The 18,462-nt window shown below is 69.1% G+C and carries 15 protein-coding genes; 9 read left to right on the top strand and 6 right to left on the bottom strand.

Annotated features, from left to right (window positions below):
* The first annotated feature begins 514 nt into the window (after nucleotides 1–514).
* Both ACWEKR_RS32375 and ACWEKR_RS32370 read left to right on the top strand, forming a co-directional pair.
* Nucleotides 515–3,466 carry an acyl-CoA synthetase gene (locus ACWEKR_RS32375; RefSeq protein WP_452357723.1) on the top strand — a complete coding sequence of 984 codons (2,952 nt, stop codon included), beginning with the start codon at nucleotides 515–517 and terminating at the stop codon, nucleotides 3,464–3,466.
* 57 nt (nucleotides 3,467–3,523) lie between these two features.
* Nucleotides 3,524–4,123, top strand: a complete 600-nt coding sequence (locus ACWEKR_RS32370; RefSeq protein WP_452357722.1) for a class I SAM-dependent methyltransferase — start codon at nucleotides 3,524–3,526, stop codon at nucleotides 4,121–4,123.
* Here ACWEKR_RS32370 and rffA read toward each other — a convergent pair whose 3' ends face one another.
* Both rffA and ACWEKR_RS32360 read right to left on the bottom strand, forming a co-directional pair.
* Nucleotides 4,124–5,263 carry a dTDP-4-amino-4,6-dideoxygalactose transaminase gene (gene rffA / locus ACWEKR_RS32365; protein ID WP_195087965.1) on the bottom strand — a complete coding sequence of 380 codons (1,140 nt, stop codon included), beginning with the start codon at nucleotides 5,261–5,263 and terminating at the stop codon, nucleotides 4,124–4,126.
* Nucleotides 5,253–6,353: a glycosyltransferase gene (locus tag ACWEKR_RS32360; protein ID WP_452357721.1), complete on the bottom strand. Its 1,101-nt coding sequence runs from the start codon at nucleotides 6,351–6,353 to the stop codon at nucleotides 5,253–5,255. The genes rffA and ACWEKR_RS32360 overlap by 11 nt, the downstream gene beginning before the upstream one ends.
* A gap of 269 nt (nucleotides 6,354–6,622) precedes the next feature.
* Here ACWEKR_RS32360 and ACWEKR_RS32355 point away from each other — a divergent pair, with 269 nt between their 5' ends.
* The 6 genes from ACWEKR_RS32355 (at nucleotide 6,623) to ACWEKR_RS32330 (ending at nucleotide 13,134) form a co-directional block, all read left to right on the top strand.
* Nucleotides 6,623–8,794 (top strand): hypothetical protein, encoded by a 2,172-nt coding sequence (locus ACWEKR_RS32355; protein WP_452357763.1) that lies wholly within the window; start codon nucleotides 6,623–6,625, stop codon nucleotides 8,792–8,794.
* Complete coding sequence (locus ACWEKR_RS32350) at nucleotides 8,791–9,282, top strand: GtrA family protein (protein ID WP_452357720.1); 492 nt, start codon at nucleotides 8,791–8,793, stop codon at nucleotides 9,280–9,282. The genes ACWEKR_RS32355 and ACWEKR_RS32350 overlap by 4 nt, the downstream gene beginning before the upstream one ends.
* Before the next feature lie 137 nt (nucleotides 9,283–9,419).
* Nucleotides 9,420–11,606, top strand: a complete 2,187-nt coding sequence (locus tag ACWEKR_RS32345) for a hypothetical protein (RefSeq protein WP_452357762.1) — start codon at nucleotides 9,420–9,422, stop codon at nucleotides 11,604–11,606.
* 98 nt (nucleotides 11,607–11,704) lie between these two features.
* Nucleotides 11,705–12,178, top strand: coding sequence for a GtrA family protein (locus ACWEKR_RS32340; RefSeq protein ID WP_452357719.1), 474 nt, complete (start codon nucleotides 11,705–11,707; stop codon nucleotides 12,176–12,178).
* A 9-nt stretch (nucleotides 12,179–12,187) separates the two neighbouring features.
* Nucleotides 12,188–12,415 (top strand): Trm112 family protein, encoded by a 228-nt coding sequence (locus ACWEKR_RS32335; protein ID WP_195087973.1) that lies wholly within the window; start codon nucleotides 12,188–12,190, stop codon nucleotides 12,413–12,415.
* Nucleotides 12,416–12,699: 284 nt separating this feature from the next.
* Nucleotides 12,700–13,134 (top strand): L,D-transpeptidase, encoded by a 435-nt coding sequence (locus ACWEKR_RS32330; RefSeq protein WP_228830084.1) that lies wholly within the window; start codon nucleotides 12,700–12,702, stop codon nucleotides 13,132–13,134.
* Between the two features lie 19 nt (nucleotides 13,135–13,153).
* On the opposite strand, the gene ACWEKR_RS32325 is transcribed toward ACWEKR_RS32330, so the two are convergent.
* The 4 genes from ACWEKR_RS32325 to ACWEKR_RS32310 all read right to left on the bottom strand — a co-directional run bounded on the left by ACWEKR_RS32325 (nucleotide 13,154) and on the right by ACWEKR_RS32310 (nucleotide 16,919).
* Nucleotides 13,154–13,798 carry a TetR/AcrR family transcriptional regulator gene (locus tag ACWEKR_RS32325; protein WP_452357718.1) on the bottom strand — a complete coding sequence of 215 codons (645 nt, stop codon included), beginning with the start codon at nucleotides 13,796–13,798 and terminating at the stop codon, nucleotides 13,154–13,156.
* Nucleotides 13,795–14,589, bottom strand: coding sequence for an ABC transporter permease (locus ACWEKR_RS32320; RefSeq protein ID WP_452357717.1), 795 nt, complete (start codon nucleotides 14,587–14,589; stop codon nucleotides 13,795–13,797). The genes ACWEKR_RS32325 and ACWEKR_RS32320 overlap by 4 nt, the downstream gene beginning before the upstream one ends.
* Nucleotides 14,586–15,317 carry an ABC transporter ATP-binding protein gene (locus ACWEKR_RS32315; protein WP_452357716.1) on the bottom strand — a complete coding sequence of 244 codons (732 nt, stop codon included), beginning with the start codon at nucleotides 15,315–15,317 and terminating at the stop codon, nucleotides 14,586–14,588. Before ACWEKR_RS32315 ends, ACWEKR_RS32320 begins: the two co-directional genes overlap by 4 nt.
* An 87-nt stretch (nucleotides 15,318–15,404) precedes the next feature.
* Nucleotides 15,405–16,919 carry a multicopper oxidase family protein gene (locus ACWEKR_RS32310; RefSeq protein WP_452357715.1) on the bottom strand — a complete coding sequence of 505 codons (1,515 nt, stop codon included), beginning with the start codon at nucleotides 16,917–16,919 and terminating at the stop codon, nucleotides 15,405–15,407.
* 203 nt (nucleotides 16,920–17,122) lie between these two features.
* On the opposite strand from ACWEKR_RS32310, the gene ACWEKR_RS32305 reads away from it, so the two are divergent.
* Nucleotides 17,123–18,268 carry a low temperature requirement protein A gene (locus ACWEKR_RS32305; protein ID WP_452357714.1) on the top strand — a complete coding sequence of 382 codons (1,146 nt, stop codon included), beginning with the start codon at nucleotides 17,123–17,125 and terminating at the stop codon, nucleotides 18,266–18,268.
* Nucleotides 18,269–18,462 lie beyond the last annotated feature (194 nt).

Here is an 18,462-nt window from a genome sequence, read left to right as displayed (position 1 = left end):
GAAACGGCGGGTGGCATCGCCGGGTCGTCTTCGGATTGCGTTCTGGTCGCGAAGGATTAGCTGTCGCCGGGCGCTCACTCGCGCCCGGCGCTGTTCGGTGCTCCTCGTGCGTTCACCGCGACCGGAAGCCGCGCCGATCTACCGGAACCGGCTCCGCCGCTCCGATACCCGCCGACGCCGCCGCGACGGGCATGCTGTGTTCCGTGCCGGGTCCCCTACGCTGAGTCGAGCGGACTCCGTGCCGTGCTTCCGATCGGAGACCCGACCGTGTCTCGTCCTGGATCCGGTGCGCGGGGTGGGGCGGTCGACGTCGGAAGGGCTGTTCGGCTCCTCGGTGCCGCAGCGGCGACCGCGAGGTACTCGAGCCGATGGATGGACGCCGCGGAGGCCGACCGCGGCACCCCGGCATGTGACGTGTCACAGCGGACACATAATGGACAGATGGTGTGGGAAGCTCGTCTGAACACCTCGCGGTGTGTGATGCGGGTCACGTTCTAGGGTAGGGCCAGGAGCGATGGTGAAGTTGAATGCGAAGGTTGTGATGGGCTCGGTGCAGCGGTTGATGGCGACCGCGCAGAACGGCCTGGAGGTCATCCGCTTCGGCGGGCTGACCCATGACGTCGCGTCCTCGCCGTTCGAGGTGGTGGAACGCAGACGCATGTACCGGCTGCGCCATTACTTCCCCGACGACGCGACCCCGGGGCGTCCGGTGGCCTTGCTGGTCCCGCCGCTGATGGTCAACGCCGACATCTGGGACGTGAACGCCGAGGACGGCGCCGTGGGGATCCTGCACCGCGGCGGCGTCGACTGCTGGGTGGTGGACTTCGGCTCGCCGGCGAGCGAGGAGGGCGGCTGGCAGCGCGACCTCGCCGACCACGTGCTGGCCGTCAACAGCGCCATCGACACCGTCAACGAGGCCACCGGCTCCGGCGTGCACCTGATGGGCTACTCGCAGGGCGGCATGTTCGCCTATCAGACCGCCGCCTACCGCTACGGCAAGGGCGTGGACAGCATCGTCACCTTCGGCAGCCCGGTCGACATCGTCGCGGGCATGCCGTTCGGCCTGCCCTACGGCATGGTCTCCGACGTCGCGGACTTCCTGGCCGACCACGTGGTCACCCGGCTGCCGATCACCGACTCGATGGTGCGGATCGGCTTCCAGCTGCTCGACCCGGTGAAGACGGCCAAGTCCAGGATCGATTTCCTGCGTCAGTTGCACGACCGGGAAGCGCTGCTGCCGAAGGAGCGGCAGCGTCGCTTCCTCAACAGCGATGGCTGGGTCGGTTACGCCGGACCGGCCGCGGCGGACCTGCTCAAGCAATTCGTCGCGCACAACCGGCTGATGGTCGGCGGTTTCGTCATCCGCGACCACCCGATCTCGCTGGCCGAGCTGAAGTGCCCGATCCTGGCGTTCGTCGGCGAGGTCGACGACATCGGACAACCCGCCGCGGTGCGCGGCATCGTGCGGGCCGCGCCGAACGCGGAGGTCTACGAAGCGACGCTGGTCGCGGGCCACTTCGGCTTGGTGGCCGGAAGCATGGCCACCAACCACACCTGGCCGCTGGTGCGGCAGTGGGTCGAATGGATGAACGGCGACAAACCGCTGCCCGCGGAGATCGTGCCGATGGCCGAGCACGTGGCGAGCAATCGCCCTCGGTCGGCGGCGACCCGGGTGGTGCACACGGCCGCCACACTGGCGGAGGCGGGCACCGGGGTGGGCAAGGCGCTCGAGGGCATCGCGAACAACACCGTACGGGGTTCGATCGAACTGGCAGGCGAAGCGGCGCGGGCGCTGCCCAGGCTGACCCGTCTGGGCATGATCCAGCCGCACACCCGGATATCGCTCGGCCGATTGCTCGCCGAGCAGGCCCGGCGCGCGCCGCAGCGGGACCTGTTCTTGTTCGACGACCGCGTGCACACCAACGCGGCGGTCAACGAGCGCATCGACAACGTGGTGCGCGGACTGATCTCCGTCGGCGTGCGCCCCGCCATGCGGGTCGGCGTGGTGATGGAGACCCGGCCCAGCGCGCTGGCCTCCGTCGCGGCGCTGTCGCGGCTGGGCGCGGTGGCGGTCCTGCTGGCCCCGAACAGCGAATTGAGCCGTGCGATCGAGCTGACCGGCGTGGAGACGCTGATCTCCGATCCGGAGAACCTGCGACAGGCCGCCGCGACCGGCGCCAAGGTGCTGGTACTCGGTGGTGGCGACACGCGCGAGCTGGCGCTGCCCGTGAGCGACCGCTTGATCGACCTGGAACAGATCGATCCGGCGCGGGTGCACGTGCCCGCGTGGTACCGGCCCGACCCCGGCCTCGCTCGCGAGCTGGCGTTCGTGCTCGTCACCGGCACCGGCGAGCGGCTGGAGACCAAGTACATCAGTAACCATCGCTGGGCGCTGTCCGCGTTCGGCACCGCGACCACGGCCGATCTCAACCGCAGGGACACCGTGTACTGCCTCGCGCCGCTGCACCATTCGTCCGGGCTGCTGGTCAGTCTCGGCGGGGCGGTCGCGGGCGGGAGCCGGATCGCGCTGGCCCGGTCGCTGGACCCGGAGCGCTTCGCTGAGGAGGTACACCGCTACGGCGTCACCGTGGTCACCTACACCTGGACCATGTTGCGTGACATTCTCGACGCCGAGGTGTTCCCGACCGGTCATCGCCACCCGATCCGGCTGTTCATCGGCTCCGGTATGCCCGCCGGACTGTGGCGGCGCACCGTCGAGCAGTTCGAACCGGCCCGTGTGCTGGAGTTCTACGCCTCGATCGAGGGCGACGTGGTGCTGGCGAATGTGGCCGGGGTGAAGCGCGGCTGCAAAGGCAGGCCGGTCCCCGGCACCGCGAAGGTGGAGCTGGTCGCGTTCGACCCGCTGACCGAACGCATCCTGGTCGACGGATCCGGCTTCGCCCGCCGCTGCGCGGACAACGAGGTGGGCCTGCTGATCGGCAAAGCGTCCGACGGCGTCGACCTCTCCGCGGGCGGCCTGCGCGGCGTCTTCGCGGCGGGCGACTCATGGATGCCGACGGAGAATCTGTTCCGCCGCGACAGTGACGGCGACTACTGGCTGATCGACCGCACCGACACGGTGATCCACACCCGGCGCGGGCCGGTCTTCGGCCAGCCGATGGTCGACGTGCTCAACGACGTCACCGCCGTCGACATGGAAGTCGCCTACGGGCTCAACGTCGGCGACCACTGCATAGCGGTGGCCGCGGTGACCGTGCGCAAAGGCTTCCGCCTGGACCCCGAGGACATCACCGAGGCGTTGCGGGTACTGGATCCGGATCAGCGCCCCGACGTGGTGTACGTGGTGGACGACATCCCGCGCAGCCCGTCGTTCCGTCCGTCGTCCCGCGCGGTGCAAGCGGCCGGTCGGCCGGAGCCGGGACCGGACACCTGGTGGTACAACCGGGCTTCGGATGCCTACGAGATCCTCACCGAGGACCAGGCGCGCACGCTGTTCGGCGACTGACCGCGATTCACGTTGCCGAAGCGCCTGATTCACCGACCGATGGCATAGTGAGTGCCTGTGAGAACGAGCCTCATCTACCGCAACGGGACCGTCTACGAGGTTCTGATGCGCGGGTTGTACGGCAGGCACTACACGGCTCGGTATCGCGCGATCGCGGAGCTCGTGCCTGCGGGTGCGAGCGTGGTCGATCTGTGCTGCGGGCCCGCGACGCTCTACACCCGCTACTTGCGCCACAAGTCGGTCGACTACACGGGGCTCGATCTGAACGAGCGTTTCGTCGCGCGCGTGAACGAAGCCGGCGGTCGGGGCAGAGTGTGGAACCTGCGTTCCGGCGACGCGCTGCCCGAGGCCGATTACGTCATCATGCAGGCCAGCCTCTATCACTTCCTGCCCGAGCCGCGCCCCCTCCTCGATCGGATGCTCACGGCGGCCACCGCACAGGTCATCGTCGCCGAGCCCGTCCGCAACTTGGCGACCAGCGACAACCCGGTCCTCGCCACGATCGGCAAACGGTTCACCGACGCGGGCGACGGCGAGCAGGCGCACCGCTTCACCGAGCAGACGCTGGACGAGCTCTTCACGGCGTACGGCCCACGGGTGGCCCGCCGGTCACTGATCGCGGGCGGCCGGGAGAAGCTCTACGTGCTCACCGCGTGATCAGACGGTGAACGCGGTGACCGCGTCCACCACCCGGGCCACCTGCGCGTCGGTGAGATCCGGCCAGAGCGGCAGGCGCACGACGGTCGCGGAGAACTCGGCGCTGCGGGCGCACGCGCGCGGCGTGCGGCCGAGCTTGAAGCCGGCCGGGCTGGAATCCAGCGGAATGTAGTGGAACGGCGCGGAGATGCCCTGTGCGGCCAGATGTGCGATGAGGTCGTCGCGGCGGCGCTCGGTCGGGGTGCGCAGGTAGTACAGGTGCGCGGTGTGCTCGCGATCGGAGGGCACCGACATCAGGCGCACGTCGTTGCGCTGGGCCCAGTCCGGCAGGGCGGCGGCGTAGGCGTCCCACACCCGGTGGCGTCCGGCCTGGATGGCGTCGAACTCGTCCAGCTGCGCGTCCAGCACCGCAGCGTTCAGCTCGCTCGGCAAGTAGCTGGAACCGATGTCCTGCCAGGAGTACTTGTCCACGGCTCCGCGCAGGAACCGGGCCCGGTCGGTGCCCTTCTCCCGGATGATCTCGGCGCGGGCCATCAGGATCTCGTCGGTGAGCAGCAGCGCGCCGCCCTCGCCGCAGTGCACGTTCTTGGTGTCGTGGAAGCTGAGCGTGCCCATCGTGCCGATGGTGCCGAGCTTCCTGCCGCGCCAGGTGCCGCCGAGCCCGTGCGCGTTGTCCTCCACGACGGCGATGCCGTGCGCGTTGGCCAGCTCCAGCAGTCCGGCCATGTCGGCGGCGACGCCGCCGTAGTGGATGACCACCACGGCCTTCGTGCGCTCGGTGAGCACGGCCGCCACCGACTCCGGATCGAGGTTGCCGGTGGCCGGATCGATATCGGCGAAGACACAGGTCGCTCCGCGCAGCGCCATCGAGGTGGCGGTGGAGGTGAAGGCGAAACTGGGCACGATCACTTCGTCGTCGGGGCCCAGCTCCAGCAGCAGGCCCGCCATTTCCAGCGCGGACGTGCAGGAGGTGGTGAGCAGGGCGTGCGGTGCGCCCGTGATCGCCTTCAGCTTCGCGGTGGCCGACGCGGTGAACTGTCCGTCGCCATGGCTGTGGTCGGAGGCCAGCACGGCCTCCAGATTCGCTAGTTCCCGGCGCGCCCGGTACGGACGGCTGAAGATGACGCGGTCAGTGCTCAACCCGGTCGGTCCCCCTGCTGGCGGTGGTGGCGGTCGGTGGCGAAATGTCGGCCGGACGCGGCGTCGGCGTCTCGACGGTGAGATAGAGGGGTTTGCCCACCAGGATGTGCAACGCGACGCCCAGGTACTCGGCGATGAGCCCGAGCGAGAACAGCACGGCGCCGGAGCACAGCAGTAGCACTACGATGGTGGAGGCCCAGCCTTCGGGCGCCCAGCCGTCCGTGGTCAGCGCTTCGAACACGACGATCGCGGCTATCACGCCGCCGGCCAGCGCCAGGGTGACGCCGAGCAGGCTGACCAACCGCAGTCCGCGCGTGCCGCTGCACAGCACCATCTTCCAGAACAGGGAGAACAGGCGGCGGTAGTTGTACCCGGACTCCTCCCTGCCTTCGGCGCGCAGCACCACCGGCGCCTGCGCGACGGCGCCGACCACCCAGGTCAGCGCGACGTCCAGGTAGACGCCGTTGGAGGCGACCTCGGCGAGCTGCCTGCCGATGTCCCCGCGGATCAGCCGGTAGCTCTCGAACCGGGTGGAATCCGGGAACGCGAACAGCGTCGCGAGGACCAGCTTGGCTCCGCGCGAGGTCAGATTGCGCAGAAATCCGTGCGGCCTGGTGTTGCTGGGCTTGGAATAGACGAGATCGGCGCGCTGTGCCAGCGCCGTGTCCACGAACGTGCTGATGAAGCGGGGATCGTGCTGGCCATCCTCGTCCATGGTGACGATCCAGTCACCGGCGGCGACCGACATCCCGGCGATCGTGGCGGCGTCCTGGCCGAAGTTCCGGCTGAGCCAGACGGTGCGCACCGCGGGGTAGGTCCGCTGCAGTTCCTGCAGGACCACGTCGGAGCGGTCCGGGCCGTGATCGTGCACCAGGATGATCTCGGTGACGGTGAACGCCGTGCCGCCGGGAGTCTCGGAGGCGCGGGTGAGCTCGTGCAGCTCGGCGACCAGGCCGGCGATCGTGTCCTCACCGCGGTACACCGGCACGACCACCGACACCGTGTGCGGCCGGTCCACGCCGGGCCGCGCCGGTGCACCGTTCGTCGCGGGGGCGCCGGAACGGAGTGTGCGGGCGGGGGGAATCGGCATCAGCTGGTTCGACTTTCGATGACGGTGCGTGCCGGTACTCGTCGCAGGACTGCAGAGCCCGAACCGGTGTGGACTCTAGCACGGGGCGCAGGGCGGCTACCGGAGCAGCTGATCATGCCCTCATCTTGGTGGCGTCCGCGACCGATGCCAAGCGCAGGGCTGCCCTGTAGGGTTTGGAACTCGTGACGGACAGTGCAGTGCCCGGCTCGCGGCCGGATGTCTATTCGCGGCGAGATGTCTACCGGTGGGGGGTCATCACCGCGCTCGGAGTGATCGCGGGTTACCTCGCTGTGCTGCTCGCCAACGCCCGGCATTTCTTCACCGACGACACCGAATCCCAGTACACCTCGCTGTGGGTGGGTCTCGGCCGCGCGCTGCGCGCGGGCGAATTCCCGGTCATGGTGCCCGAGCAGTGGATGTCGGGCAACAACACCATGGACGACGCGGGCCTGTTCAACCCGCCGCAGTTGCTGATCGATCTGATCGCGCCCTCGGTGGACAACGTCGCGCTGTACGCCACCGTCGTGAAGCTGATCTTCTCGATCATCGCCGCGCTCGGCGTGTACCGCGTGTGCCTCGTCTACGGCGGCAGGCCCGCCTGGTCGGCGGTGGCGGGTATCGCGCTGCCGCTGTCGGGCTTCTTCCTCTTCTTCGACGAAGCCAGCTGGATGACCGCGCTCACCGGCACGGCCTGGATGGTGCACGCCTGGGCGGCGTCGGTGCGCTATACGCGTGGTCTCGGCGGACCCATCCCGGTGTTCGTCTACCTGTACCTGACCATTTCGACGCAGTACATCTTTCCCGCGGTGGAAGCCGTGCTGATGCTGCTGGCCGTGGCCGTGGGCGAACTCGTGTACCAGCGCAAGTGGCAGCCGGTGCTGCGGCTGACGCTCGCGGCGGGCTGTGCCGGGCTCGCCGGCCTGCTGACCTTCCTGCCGTCGATGCTGTCGGCGAAGGTGACCTGGCGCGGCACCGCGCAGATCAACAACGATCAGTTCCTCACGGTGCCCTGGTCGGAGTCGCTGAACGCCAGTCTGCCCAGCTCGCTGCCCGCCTTCACGTCGTGGTGGGGTTACGTGCAGCCGCTGCCGGTCACCTACATCGCCTGGTTCCTGATCCCCGCCCTCGCGTTCATCGATTGGCGTCGCGCCCAGAAGGCATGGCGGGAGCTGAGCGCGGTCGCGATCTTCGCGATGATGATGCTGATGTGGACCGCGGGCCCCGGTTCGGTCGGACCGCTGCGCTGGCCCGCGCGCGTGCTGCCGATGCTGGCCATCGGCCTGCTGATCCTGGTGTGCGTGCTGCTGGGGCGCTACGGCACGGTGCGGGATCCGAAGAGTCGCGGCATCGCGGCGGGCGTGCTGATCCTGCTGCTGTGGGTGCGCTCGTTCTCCGCCGACCCGCACGATGTGATCTGGCACGTGATCGCGGCGCTCGCGCTGGCGGCGCTGGTCGCGGCGGCGGTCTGGCTCGGGCGCACCAAGGGGACCGCGGCGGCGTGCGCGCTGACCATCGTCGCGATGTTCCCGATCGCGTACTTCCAGGTCGATGCCGCGCAACCGACGCCGATGTCGTGGAATCTGCCCACGAAGCGTTCGCAAGCGAAGGCGGCGTTCCCGGATTTCGCGGGCAACACCATCCAGTTGGGCGATCGCGGACTACTGCAGCCGCAGGACAAGAGCGTCGAGGGTGCCTACGGGTCGCTGGTCTTCGGCAACTACGCCCGTGGTCTCGAGCTCGACTACGTCAACGGATACACCCCCAGCGGTCACTTCTATTTCGGTGAGCTGCTGTGCATGCGCTGGGACGGCAGCGTCTGCCCCGACGCCTACCGGCGGATGTTCGCGCCCGAACCGACCACCGGGCGGCCGCTGGTCGATCTGATGAATCTGGATCGTGTGGTGCTGCAGCGTGCGCTGTTCCCCGAGGCGCCCGGCCAACCGGCGCCCGAGGGATGGAAGTGGGCGGACTACCCCGGGCACGAGCGCTACATCGCGGTGCTGGAACGCGTTGGCGGACTCGTCTCGACGACGAACGGCCGCGTCACCGATGCCGAGAAGGTGAGCGCGACGTCGATCTCCGAAACCGACACCACCAGCCGGGTGCGTGTGTCCTCCGCCGAAGGCGGCCGGGTGGTGTTCGCCCGATTGGGCTGGCCGGGATACCGGGTCACGCTGGACGGCAAGTCGCTGCCGATCACCACGGTCGCCAAGTCCTTCATCGCCGTCGACGTCCCCGCGGGCACCCAGAACGCCGAGCTCGTGCTGACCTGGCGTCCGCCCGGCTGGAAGATCGGCACCGCCGCCGCCGTGGCGGGCGTGCTCGGGCTCGGGGTACTGCAGTGGCTGCAGGTCCGTTCCCGGCGCCGTGAGGAGCCGGAGGAGGCGGACGACGCCGAGCGCACCGAGCCGGATCGTGAGCTGGCGGACGTCGTTTCGTGAGGACGAACGCGCGTCCGGTCGCCGCGGAGGCCGCGGCCATGGGTGACGGGCCCGCGCCGGGACTCCTGGTGCGGGTGTTCCGGCGACAGGAGGTCGCGTTCGCGGTGGTCGGCGCGGGCAACACCCTGCTGGGCATCGCGCTGACCGTCGCGTGGCTTGCGGTGCTGGGCGACGCGTGGCCGCCCGCCGTCGCGGTGGTGCTGGCCTACGCCATCGGCATCGTCGTCGCCTTCGTCTTGCACCGGACGCTCGTGTTCCGGGTCCGCGGCCGCCTGCTGCGCGACTTCGCCGGCTTCGTGGTGGTGAATTCCGGCGGGCTGCTGCTGAATACGGTGCTGTTGTCGCTGGCCGTATCGGTGCTGCACCTGCCGCGGATCCCGTCGGCGGTGGTGGTGATGGGCCTGGTAGCCGTCGCCAGTTTCTTCGGCCACCGCTACATCTCGTTTCACCGCGAGCCGGAGGCCGAGACCCGACGCGCTGCGCGATAGCGCCTTCCAGGACGGCATTCCGGCACTGGCTTGCCCGTGCGGCACCGCGTTGACGGTAGGGTCTGTGACTCGTGGCCGAACGTAGCACCTTTCCTTCCCGCGAAGTCTGGACATGGGGCGTCATCACGGCGCTCGGGGTGGTCGCGGGATACGGTGCGGTGCTAGCCGCCAACGTCCGGCATTTCTACACCGACGACACCGAATCGCAGTACGCGCCGCTATGGGTGATGCTCGGCCGGTATCTGCGTGAAGGACGCCTCCCCGCGCTCGTCCCCGAGCACTGGATGGCGGGCAACTACACCATCGAAGAAGCCGGACTGCTCAATCCGCCGCAACTGCTGATCGATCTGATCGCGCCGTCGGTGGACAACCTCGCGTTGTACGCCACCGTGGTGAAACTGATCTTCGCCATCGTCCTCGGGCTCGGCGTCTACCGGATCTGCCTGGCCTACGGCGCGAAGGCGCCCTGGGCGGCGGTCGCGGGCGCCGCCATCCCGTTCACCGGCTGGCTGCTGTTCTTCGACGAAGCCAGCTGGATGACCGCCTTCACCGGCACCGCGTGGATGGCCCACGCGTGGGCCTCCGGCGTGCGGTACGCCCGCGGGCGCGGCGGGCCGATTCCCACCTTCGTCTTCCTCTATCTGGCCATCTCGGTGCAGTACATCTTCCCCGCGGTGGAAGCCGGTCTGATGGTGGGCGCCGTCGCTGTCGGCGAACTCGTGCATCAGAAGGCGTGGCGTCCGGCGCTGCGCCTGCTGACGGTCGCCGCGTGTGCCGCGCTGGCCGGGTTGGCGACCTACCTGCCCAGCATGCTGTCGGCGAAGGTGACCTGGCGTGGCACCGCGCAGATCAACAACGACCAGTTCCTCACGGTGCCGTGGTCGGAGTCGCTGAACGCCAGTCTGCCCAGCACGCTGCCCGCGTTCAACTCCTGGTGGGGCTACGTGCAGCCGATGCCGGTGGTCTACATCGCCTGGTTCCTGGTTCCGGCGCTGGCCTTCGTCGACTGGCGCAAGGCGCTCGGCTCGGCGCGCGAAATCGTCGCGCCCGCGCTGTTCGCGGTGATGGCGTTGATGTGGACGGCCGGTCCCGGCGCGATCGGGCCGCTGCGCTGGCCCGCACGGGTGCTGCCGATGGTGGCGCTGGGCCTGCTGGTGCTGGTGTGCGTGCTGCTGGGACGCTTCGCCACCGTCCAGGACTGGCGGCGGCGTGGCGTCGCGGCCGCGGTGCTCATCGGTCTGTTGTGGGCGCGTTCCTTCTCGGCCGCGCCCCACGAGGTGATCCGGCATGTCGTCGCGGCGCTGGGTGTGGCCGCGCTCGGCGCCGCCGCGGTCTGGCTCGGGCGCAGCCGTGGCGCGGCCGCCGCGTGCGCGCTGATCGTCGTTTCGGTATTCCCGATCGCGTATCTGCAGGTATGGGCGGCGCAACCGACTCCGATGGGCTGGAATCTCCCGGAGAACCGGTCGGCGATGAAGGCAGCGTTCCCCGAATTTCCCGGAACCACGCTGCAACTGGCGGACCGCATGCTGATTCCGCCTGCGGAACGCACCCTTTCCGGCGCGTACGGGTCGCTGGTCTTCGGCAACTACGCCAAGGATCTCGAGCTGACCTACGTCAGCGGGTACACCCCCAACGGCCACTACTGGTTCGGCGAGACGTTGTGCATGCGCTGGGACACCAGCGTCTGCCCCGATGCCTACCGGCGGGCGTTCGCCACCGAACCGACCACCGGCCGGACCATCGTCGATCTGATGAAGGTCGACCGGGTCGTGCTGCAGCGCGCTCTCTACCCGGACGCGCGCGACCAACCCGCGCCGTCCGGCTGGAGATGGGTCGACTACCCGGGGCACGAGAAGTACATTTCCGTGCTCGAACGCGTCGACGGTCCGATCTCGGGCCGGGACGGCCGGATCGCGGCTACCCAGGGCGTGACGGCCACGTCGGTCGCCGAATCGGACACGACCAGCCGGGTGCGGGTGAGCTCCCCGGGAGGCGGGCGGATCGTGTTCGCCCGGCTCGGCTGGCCCGGTTACCGGGTGACCATCGACGGCCGAGCGATCCCCTCCACGCTGGTCGCCAAAACCTTTGTGGCCGTGGATGTTCCGGCCGGTAGCTCCGGTGAGCTGGTGCTGTCCTGGCAACCGCCGGGCCTGTGGATCGGCGTCGCGGCGGCACTGGCCGGGCTGCTCGGCGTCGGTGCGCTGCAGTGGGCCTACCTGCGCGGCAGGCGGCGGCTCGACGGGTCGGCCGAAGCGAGCGACGCGCCATCGCCGCCCGACGCGGCCGCGACCCCGGACACCGACTTGGCCGACGCCGTCCGATGAGCGCGGGCGCGGCGGATCGACCGGGTGCGCCGGCTGTCCGGCGGTCCGATGCCGGGAACCCGGGTGCGGCCAAGGCCTGCCAGACGGATGTCGAAGGCGTGGAGTCCGCGGCGCTGCCCGCCGACCCAGGCCCGCTGCTGCGCGTGGTGCGTCGCCAGGAGATCGCGTTCGCGATCGTCGGCATGGTGAACACCGGCCTGGGCATGGCCCTGACGGTGCTGTGGTTGGCGGTGCTCGGCAACCGGGCGCCCGCCGCGCTCGCACCCGCCCTGGCCTACAGCATCAGCGTGGTCGTGGCGTTCGTCCTGCACCGAACCCTCGTGTTCCGGGTGCGCGGGCGCCTGGTGCGGGATTTCCTGGCGTTCGTCGCGGTGAATTCCGGCGGCTTGGTACTCAACATGGTGTTGCTCCAGCTGGGGGTCTCGCTACTGCATCTGCCGAGCATCCCGTCGGCGGTCGCGGTGATGGCTCTGGTGGCGGGCGCGAGCTTCTTCGGTCATCGCCACATCTCGTTCCGCCGGACACCCGCAGCCGATACGGACGGTTCTCGGACCGGCCCGGCCGGAAGGTAGGTTTCTCGTATGCCTGAGCACACCTTGGATGCCACATTGCTGAGCCTGTTGGCCTGCCCGCAGGACAAAGGCCCGCTGCGCCTGGTCCGTGCCGACGACGGCAGCGCGCTGCTCTACAACCCGCGCCTGCGCCGGGCATACCCGATCGAGAACGGCATCCCGGTCCTGCTCGTCGACGAAGCCAGGGATGTCACCGACGCCGAGCACGACGCGTTCACCGCGCAGGCCGACGCCTGACCCACCGCACGGCCGTCCGGCTTCGCTCACGACTCGCCCGTCGCCCGGCAACGGATCCGTCACGGTCGTTTTGCGTCCATTGACCGTTCCGAGCCGGCTCCGCCATGATCATTTGCACCTCGGAACGGTCCGCTCGCTCCAGCGAAGGGGTGACGCGGCCGGCCGGACGAGCGGCACGAGTGGCGTATGGGAGAGAGGTCGGGAACGTAATGGGCGATACGCGTTTACGTAACTGGACAGCTCGATGTGCGATCGCCTTCGGAGTCGCGGCGGCGGGATTCACCATGGCGGTGCCCGCCCAGGCCGAACCGCTCTGGCCCGGTGGCCCGGACATCCCCGGTATGCCCGCGTTGATTCCGCCCCCGCCTCCCGTCGCGCCGTGTTCCACGGCGGCCCGTGCGTGCATGCGGCTGTCCACCGACGAGGCGTGGCTGATGGACGAGGGCAAGGTGGTCTACGGCCCCACGCCGATTTCGCACGGAATGCCGGGATACGAGACGCCGCCCGGGGTTTTCCACGTGTCGTTCAAGAAAGAGTTCCACTGGAGCACGATGCACAACGCTCCGATGCCGTACGCGACCTTCTTCAACGGTGACATCGCGTTCCATGTCGGCCCGATCGAAAAGAAGTCGCACGGCTGCGTCCGGATGACCCACGAGGGAGCCAAGGCGTTCTACGAGTACCTGTGGCCTGGTGACGTCGTCGAAGTCGTGGAGTGACGGCCCCGCCGCGCCACGGTCAGCGGGTTGTCGACTCCGGGCCGATATCGCCGGTCAGATAGCGCTGCAGCGTCGGGCCCACCGCCGCGACCAGGTCGGCGGCGGGCATCGAGGCCAGGGGTTCCACTCCGACGATCTTGCGGCCCACCAGCACGCCGATCATCTGGGACGCGACCAGGCCGATCCGGACCCGGCCGTCGTCCTGCGGGGTGGCGATGCGCACGCGGACACGTTCCAGGACGACCTCCAACAGGAACCTCCTGGCCAGGGACGGGTCGTCGTTGCCTGCCAGGATGCTGCGCACCACGGCGACCACACCCGGCCCCGCGGGCGAATCCCACACCCCGAGCACCGCGCGAATAATGGTCTCGCCCAGGTTGTCCAACGGCGCGGCCTCGATGGTGCGCAGTGTCGCCTCGGGGTTCACCGGGAATTCCACCACTGCGGCGAAGAGCTGTTGCTTGGTGCCGAAGTAGTGGTGCACCAGGGCAGGATCGACCCCGGCGTCGGTGGCGACGGCGCGCACCGATGTCTTGTCGAAGCCCACGTCGGCGAAACGCGCGCGGGCGGCCGCGAGGATGGCCTCGCGGGCGCCCGATTGCCCCGGTCGGCGGCCCGTGCGGGCAGGCCGCTCGGCGCCGCCGGAACCATTGCCTGCCGTCACGTGGTCCGCCGTCGTAGCGTGGCCGCGCCCAGGCACAAGGCCACGATCGCGAATCCGGCGACGATGGCCAGATCGCGCCACATCTCGCCGGTGACCTCCGGATGCGTCGAAACCTGTTGCAGTGCGTCGACCGCGTAGCTCAGCGGCATCACGTTGCTGATCACCTCCAGCCAATCGGGCAGCTGGCCGCGGGGAACGAGCAAGCCGCACAAGAAGATTTGCGGCGCGACCACGACCGGCATGAACTGTACGGCCTGGAATTCGGTGCGCGCGAACGCGCTTGCCAGCAGCCCCAGCGCCACACCGCACACCGCGTTGATCACCGCGATCAGCACCACCCAGCTCGGGCTGCCCGCCGCGTGGAGCCCGAGCAAGCCGAACGAGACCAGACAGGCGACGACCGCTTGCGCGGCGGCGGCCAGCGAGAACGCGGTGCCGTATCCGGCGAGCAGGTCGAGTTTCGTCAGCGGCGTGGACAGCAGCCGCTCCAGCGTGCCGGAGGTCCGCTCGCGTTGCATGGCGATCGCGGTGATCAGGAACATCACGATGAACGGCAGGATGCCCAGCATGCTGATGCCAACCCGATCGAACAGCGAGACCGGGTTCAGCGGATTGGTCGGAGTGTCCTTGTAGATGAAATACAGCAGCGACATCAGCAGTGCGGGGACCACGAGGATCATGGCGACGGTGCGGTGGTCGTTGCGCAACTGCCGCAAGATGCGGCCGGTGGTCGCGGCGTAGGGGCGCACCGTCGGCATCCGCCGGGGCACGGCTTCGGAGAGGGCGGTCATGCGTTCTGTCCCATCGTGATCAGGGTGAGGAAGGCGGTCTCGAGGTTCTGCTCACCGGTCTGCGTGCGCAGTTCGTCGGGGCTGAGCTGGGCGAGCAACCGCCCCTCGCGCATCAGCAGCAGCCGGTCGCAGTGCTCGGCCTCGTCCATGACGTGACTGGACACCAGCAGCGTGGTCCCGTTCGCGGCCAGCTCGTGGAACTGCTTCCACAATTCGACGCGCAGCACCGGATCCAGGCCGACCGTCGGCTCGTCCAGCACCAGCAGTTGCGGCTCGGCGACCAGCGCGCAGGCCAGGGACGCGCGGGTCTTCTGCCCGCCGGACAGCTCGTCACCGCGCTGCTGGGCGTGGTCGGTCAGGCCGACCGCCGTGATCGCGTCCTCGACGTCGGCGCGGTCGCGGCCGTAGAGCGCGGCGAAGTACGCGACGTTCTCGCGGACGCTGATGTCGTTGTAGATGCTCGGCGCCTGGGTGACATAGCCGATCAGGTGGCGCAGCGCGGCCGAGCCCGCCGGGCGCCCGAGCGCGCTGACGTCGCCCGATTCGATGATCTGAGTGCCGACGATGGCACGCATCAGCGTGGTCTTGCCGCATCCGGACGGGCCGAGCAGGCCGGTGATCGATCCGCGCGGGATGGTGAGCGAGACGTCGTGCAGTACTTCGCGGCCGCCGCGGCGGACCCGCAGATTCTTCACCTCGACGGCGGGGGATGGGGTGGCTTGCGACACGGTCGCCTCAATTCATCGAGTGTTGAATTCACTATGCGATGAATTTAACGTGTCCGCGCGGAACAGGCAAGAGCGGTGTGTGTGGCATCAGTGGCCGTGGTGCGCGGGTGGCGTTCCCGGGGTCTGTCCGGGCTCCAGGACCACGAATTGGCCCATCATTCCGAGGTCCTCGTGCCAGAGCAGATGGCAGTGGTACATGTACGGGGCGTCCGGATCGGCCGGGCCGTCGAACCGCATGGCCAGTCGCACCGTGCTGTTCGGCGGCAGGAAAACGGTGTCCTTCGGACCGGTCGATGCCGCGGGCGCCGGGCCGTCGTCCACCGCGAGCACACGGAATTGCACGTCGTGGATGTGGAAGTTGTGCGGCATGCCATCGTTGTTGCGCACCACCCAGATCTCCGTGGTGCCGCGCGTGACCGCGAAATCGATGCGGTCCATGGCCATCGGGGTGCCGTTGATCCCGGCCAGATTCAGGTCGAACTGTCGTTCCCGGACCGCGTCACCGCCGTCCGGCGTCGCGGACGAGGCCAAGAGCGCGGGCAGTTCCGGTGACGGCCGCAGCGTATCGGCCGCGCGTAACTCGAGGACGTCGAAGGTGTCGTCGCCGCCGGCGAAACGCTGGGTCCAGAAGTCGAGTCCGGCGTCGAGTTCGCCGCTGCGGAGCACGGTGCGCTCGCCCGGCCGCATCCGCACCACGATCTCGGCCCGCTCACCCGGCGACAGCCGCAACCGGTCCTGCGTGCTCGGTCGTTCCAGCAGGCCGCCGTCGGTGGCGACGAGCGCGAACGGTCGCCCGCCGGCGAATTCGAAGGTGTAGACCCGTGCGGTGGATGCGTTGAGCAGGCGCAGCCGGACCAGCTCGTCGCCGACGTTCCGGTACGGCGCGAGCGTTCCGTTGACCATGGTCCGATCGCCGAGGAACCCGACGTCGCGGAACATCTCGTGCGCGGAGTCGAAGGCCGCGCCGTCGAATTTCACGTCCTGCACGATCACCGGCAGATCGTCCACGCCGTATTGCGAGGGAAGGGTGAGCGTGCTGGATACGTCGTCATCGAGCAAGAACATGCCCGCCAGCCCCCGGCGCACGTGGGCTTCGGTCGCGCCGTGCGGATGGGGGTGGTACCACAGGGTCGCGGCGGGTTGGTCGACGGTCCACTGCGGTGTCCAAGCGGCGCCGGGCGCCACCATCTGGTGCGGCCCGCCGTCCATCGCCGCGGGCAGGTGCATGCCGTGCCAGTGCACGGTGGACGCCTCCGGCAGGGTGTTGCGCACGGTGACCGCCACCGTCTCCCCGCGCCGCGCCCGCAGTGTCGGACCGAGGTAGTCATCGTTGAACCCCCAGGTCGGCGTGGCCCGGCCGGGAAGGAATTCATGCTGCCCGGCGCGCATGTCGAGTTCGAACGTGCGCGTGCCGTCGGCGCCGACCCGCGACGGAGCCAACGCAGGGATGGCGAGTTCGTTCCGGAATTCCGTCTTGCCGACGGTGGATACGACCGCGCCGGTGTATATCCAGGCGACCCCACCGATGATCAGGATCGGCAAGGTCGCGAGGCAGACGACAACCACGAGCAGCCGCCTGCGCGGCCGGGCATCCGAAGACATGGACCGACGGTAGAAATCCGCACTCCCGCAACACATCCGGAACCATCCCGATTTCCTCCCGGATACGCCCCCGAGGCCGGTGGCGTGACCTTTCGGGGTGTGCGGGCAGTCGAACCGTCGGCGCCCTCGGTCCATCTCCTACCGAATGGAACAGACTGGCCGGTCTTTCAGCGGCGCCGCGACGGCCGTTCTAGGCTCCAGCCGTGACCAACCAGAGCGCCCTGTCCGCCGACGGCGGCCAGGTGCGGGCCTCGACGCTCGAACTGTTCTTCGATCTCGTCTTCGTCCTCACCATCACTCAGCTGTCGCACGTCTACTCACACCATCCGGGCTGGCAGGCGCTCGCCCAGGTGGCGCTGTTGTTCGGGTTGATCTGGTGGATGTACTCCGGCTACGTCTGGCTCACCAACGAGGTCGCGCCGAACAGTACGACCCGGCGCACCTGGTTGCTGGTCGGCATGTTCGCGTTCTTCGTGCTGGCCCTGGCGATCCCCGACGCCTTCCACGGCACCGGCATCGCCTTCGGATTCGGATACGTCCTTGTCAACGCCGTGCACACCGCGCTATTCGCCTCGGCGGGCGGCGCATCGGCGACGAACGCCATCCGGCGGATCGGTCCCCTGAACGCGGTGGCCGCAGCCCTCGTGCTGGCGGGCGGATTCGTGCACGGCTGGGCGCAGTACGCGTGCTGGGGGACCGCCTTCGTGGTCCAGGTGATCAGTCCCTACCTCGTCGACACCGGGGACTTCGTGGTCCGCGCCAGTCACTTCTGCGAGCGCCACGGCCTGGTCGTGATCGTCGCGATCGGCGAATCCATCGTCGCCATCGGCGCCGGTCTGGCCGGTGCACAGATCACCGTGCAGCTCATCGCCACCGTGGGGCTGGGCCTCGGCTTGGCCTATGTCCTGTGGTGGGCGTACTTCGGCGTCGACGACGAGCGGGGCGAGCACGCCCTGGCCGCGGTACCGGACCGGGAACGCTCCCGGCCTGCCGTGCTGGCCTACGGCTATGCCCTGTACCCGTTGCTGATCGGCGTCATCGTGGCCGCGGCGGGCATCCAGATGAGCATCGCCCACGGTCACGAAGCGACCTCGGTCGCCGTGGCCGCGGCGCTTTCCGGCGGCGTCGCGCTGTATTTCCTCGGCCAGTTCTGGTTCCGCCTCGCCCTGCGACTGCCGCGCCCCTGGGCACGCCTGCTGGCGGCGCTCGCGGTCGCGGCGACCACTCCGATCGGCGTCTACTGGGTGTCCTGGGCGCAATTGGCCGCGATCGTCGTCGTGGGCTACGTCGCCGTGATCGCCGACGATCTGCTCACCCTGCGGTCCGGCGAGCACAGCGCGTACTTCTGACCGCGTTCGGTCGATGTACCGGTAGCAAGATCGACCACGGGTGCGTCGTACGTCGGCGTCGCTTCTTGTGGTGCGACCGATCAGGCCGACAGCGAAGGTCGACCACGGGTGCGTCGTACGTCGGCGTCGCTTCTTGTGGTGCGACCGATCAGGCCGACAGCGAAGGTCGACCACGGGTGCGTCGTACGTCGGCC

The organism is Nocardia sp. NPDC004573, assembly GCF_053602135.1.
The sequence above is the reverse complement of the archived record's forward strand: the minus strand, read 5'-3'. Positions and strand labels throughout refer to the sequence as shown.

What these genes read in the sequence shown, in the direction of transcription:
- ACWEKR_RS32375 (WP_452357723.1), top strand. Translation starts at nt 515, where the DNA reads ATGGTGAAGTTGAATGCGAAGGTTGTGATGGGCTCGGTGCAGCGGTTG.
- ACWEKR_RS32360 (WP_452357721.1), bottom strand. Translation starts at nt 6,353, where the DNA reads ATGCCGATTCCCCCCGCCCGCACACTCCGTTCCGGCGCCCCCGCGACG.
- ACWEKR_RS32335 (WP_195087973.1), top strand. Translation starts at nt 12,188, where the DNA reads ATGCCTGAGCACACCTTGGATGCCACATTGCTGAGCCTGTTGGCCTGC.
- ACWEKR_RS32330 (WP_228830084.1), top strand. Translation starts at nt 12,700, where the DNA reads ATGGCGGTGCCCGCCCAGGCCGAACCGCTCTGGCCCGGTGGCCCGGAC.
- ACWEKR_RS32320 (WP_452357717.1), bottom strand. Translation starts at nt 14,589, where the DNA reads ATGACCGCCCTCTCCGAAGCCGTGCCCCGGCGGATGCCGACGGTGCGC.
- ACWEKR_RS32310 (WP_452357715.1), bottom strand. Translation starts at nt 16,919, where the DNA reads ATGTCTTCGGATGCCCGGCCGCGCAGGCGGCTGCTCGTGGTTGTCGTC.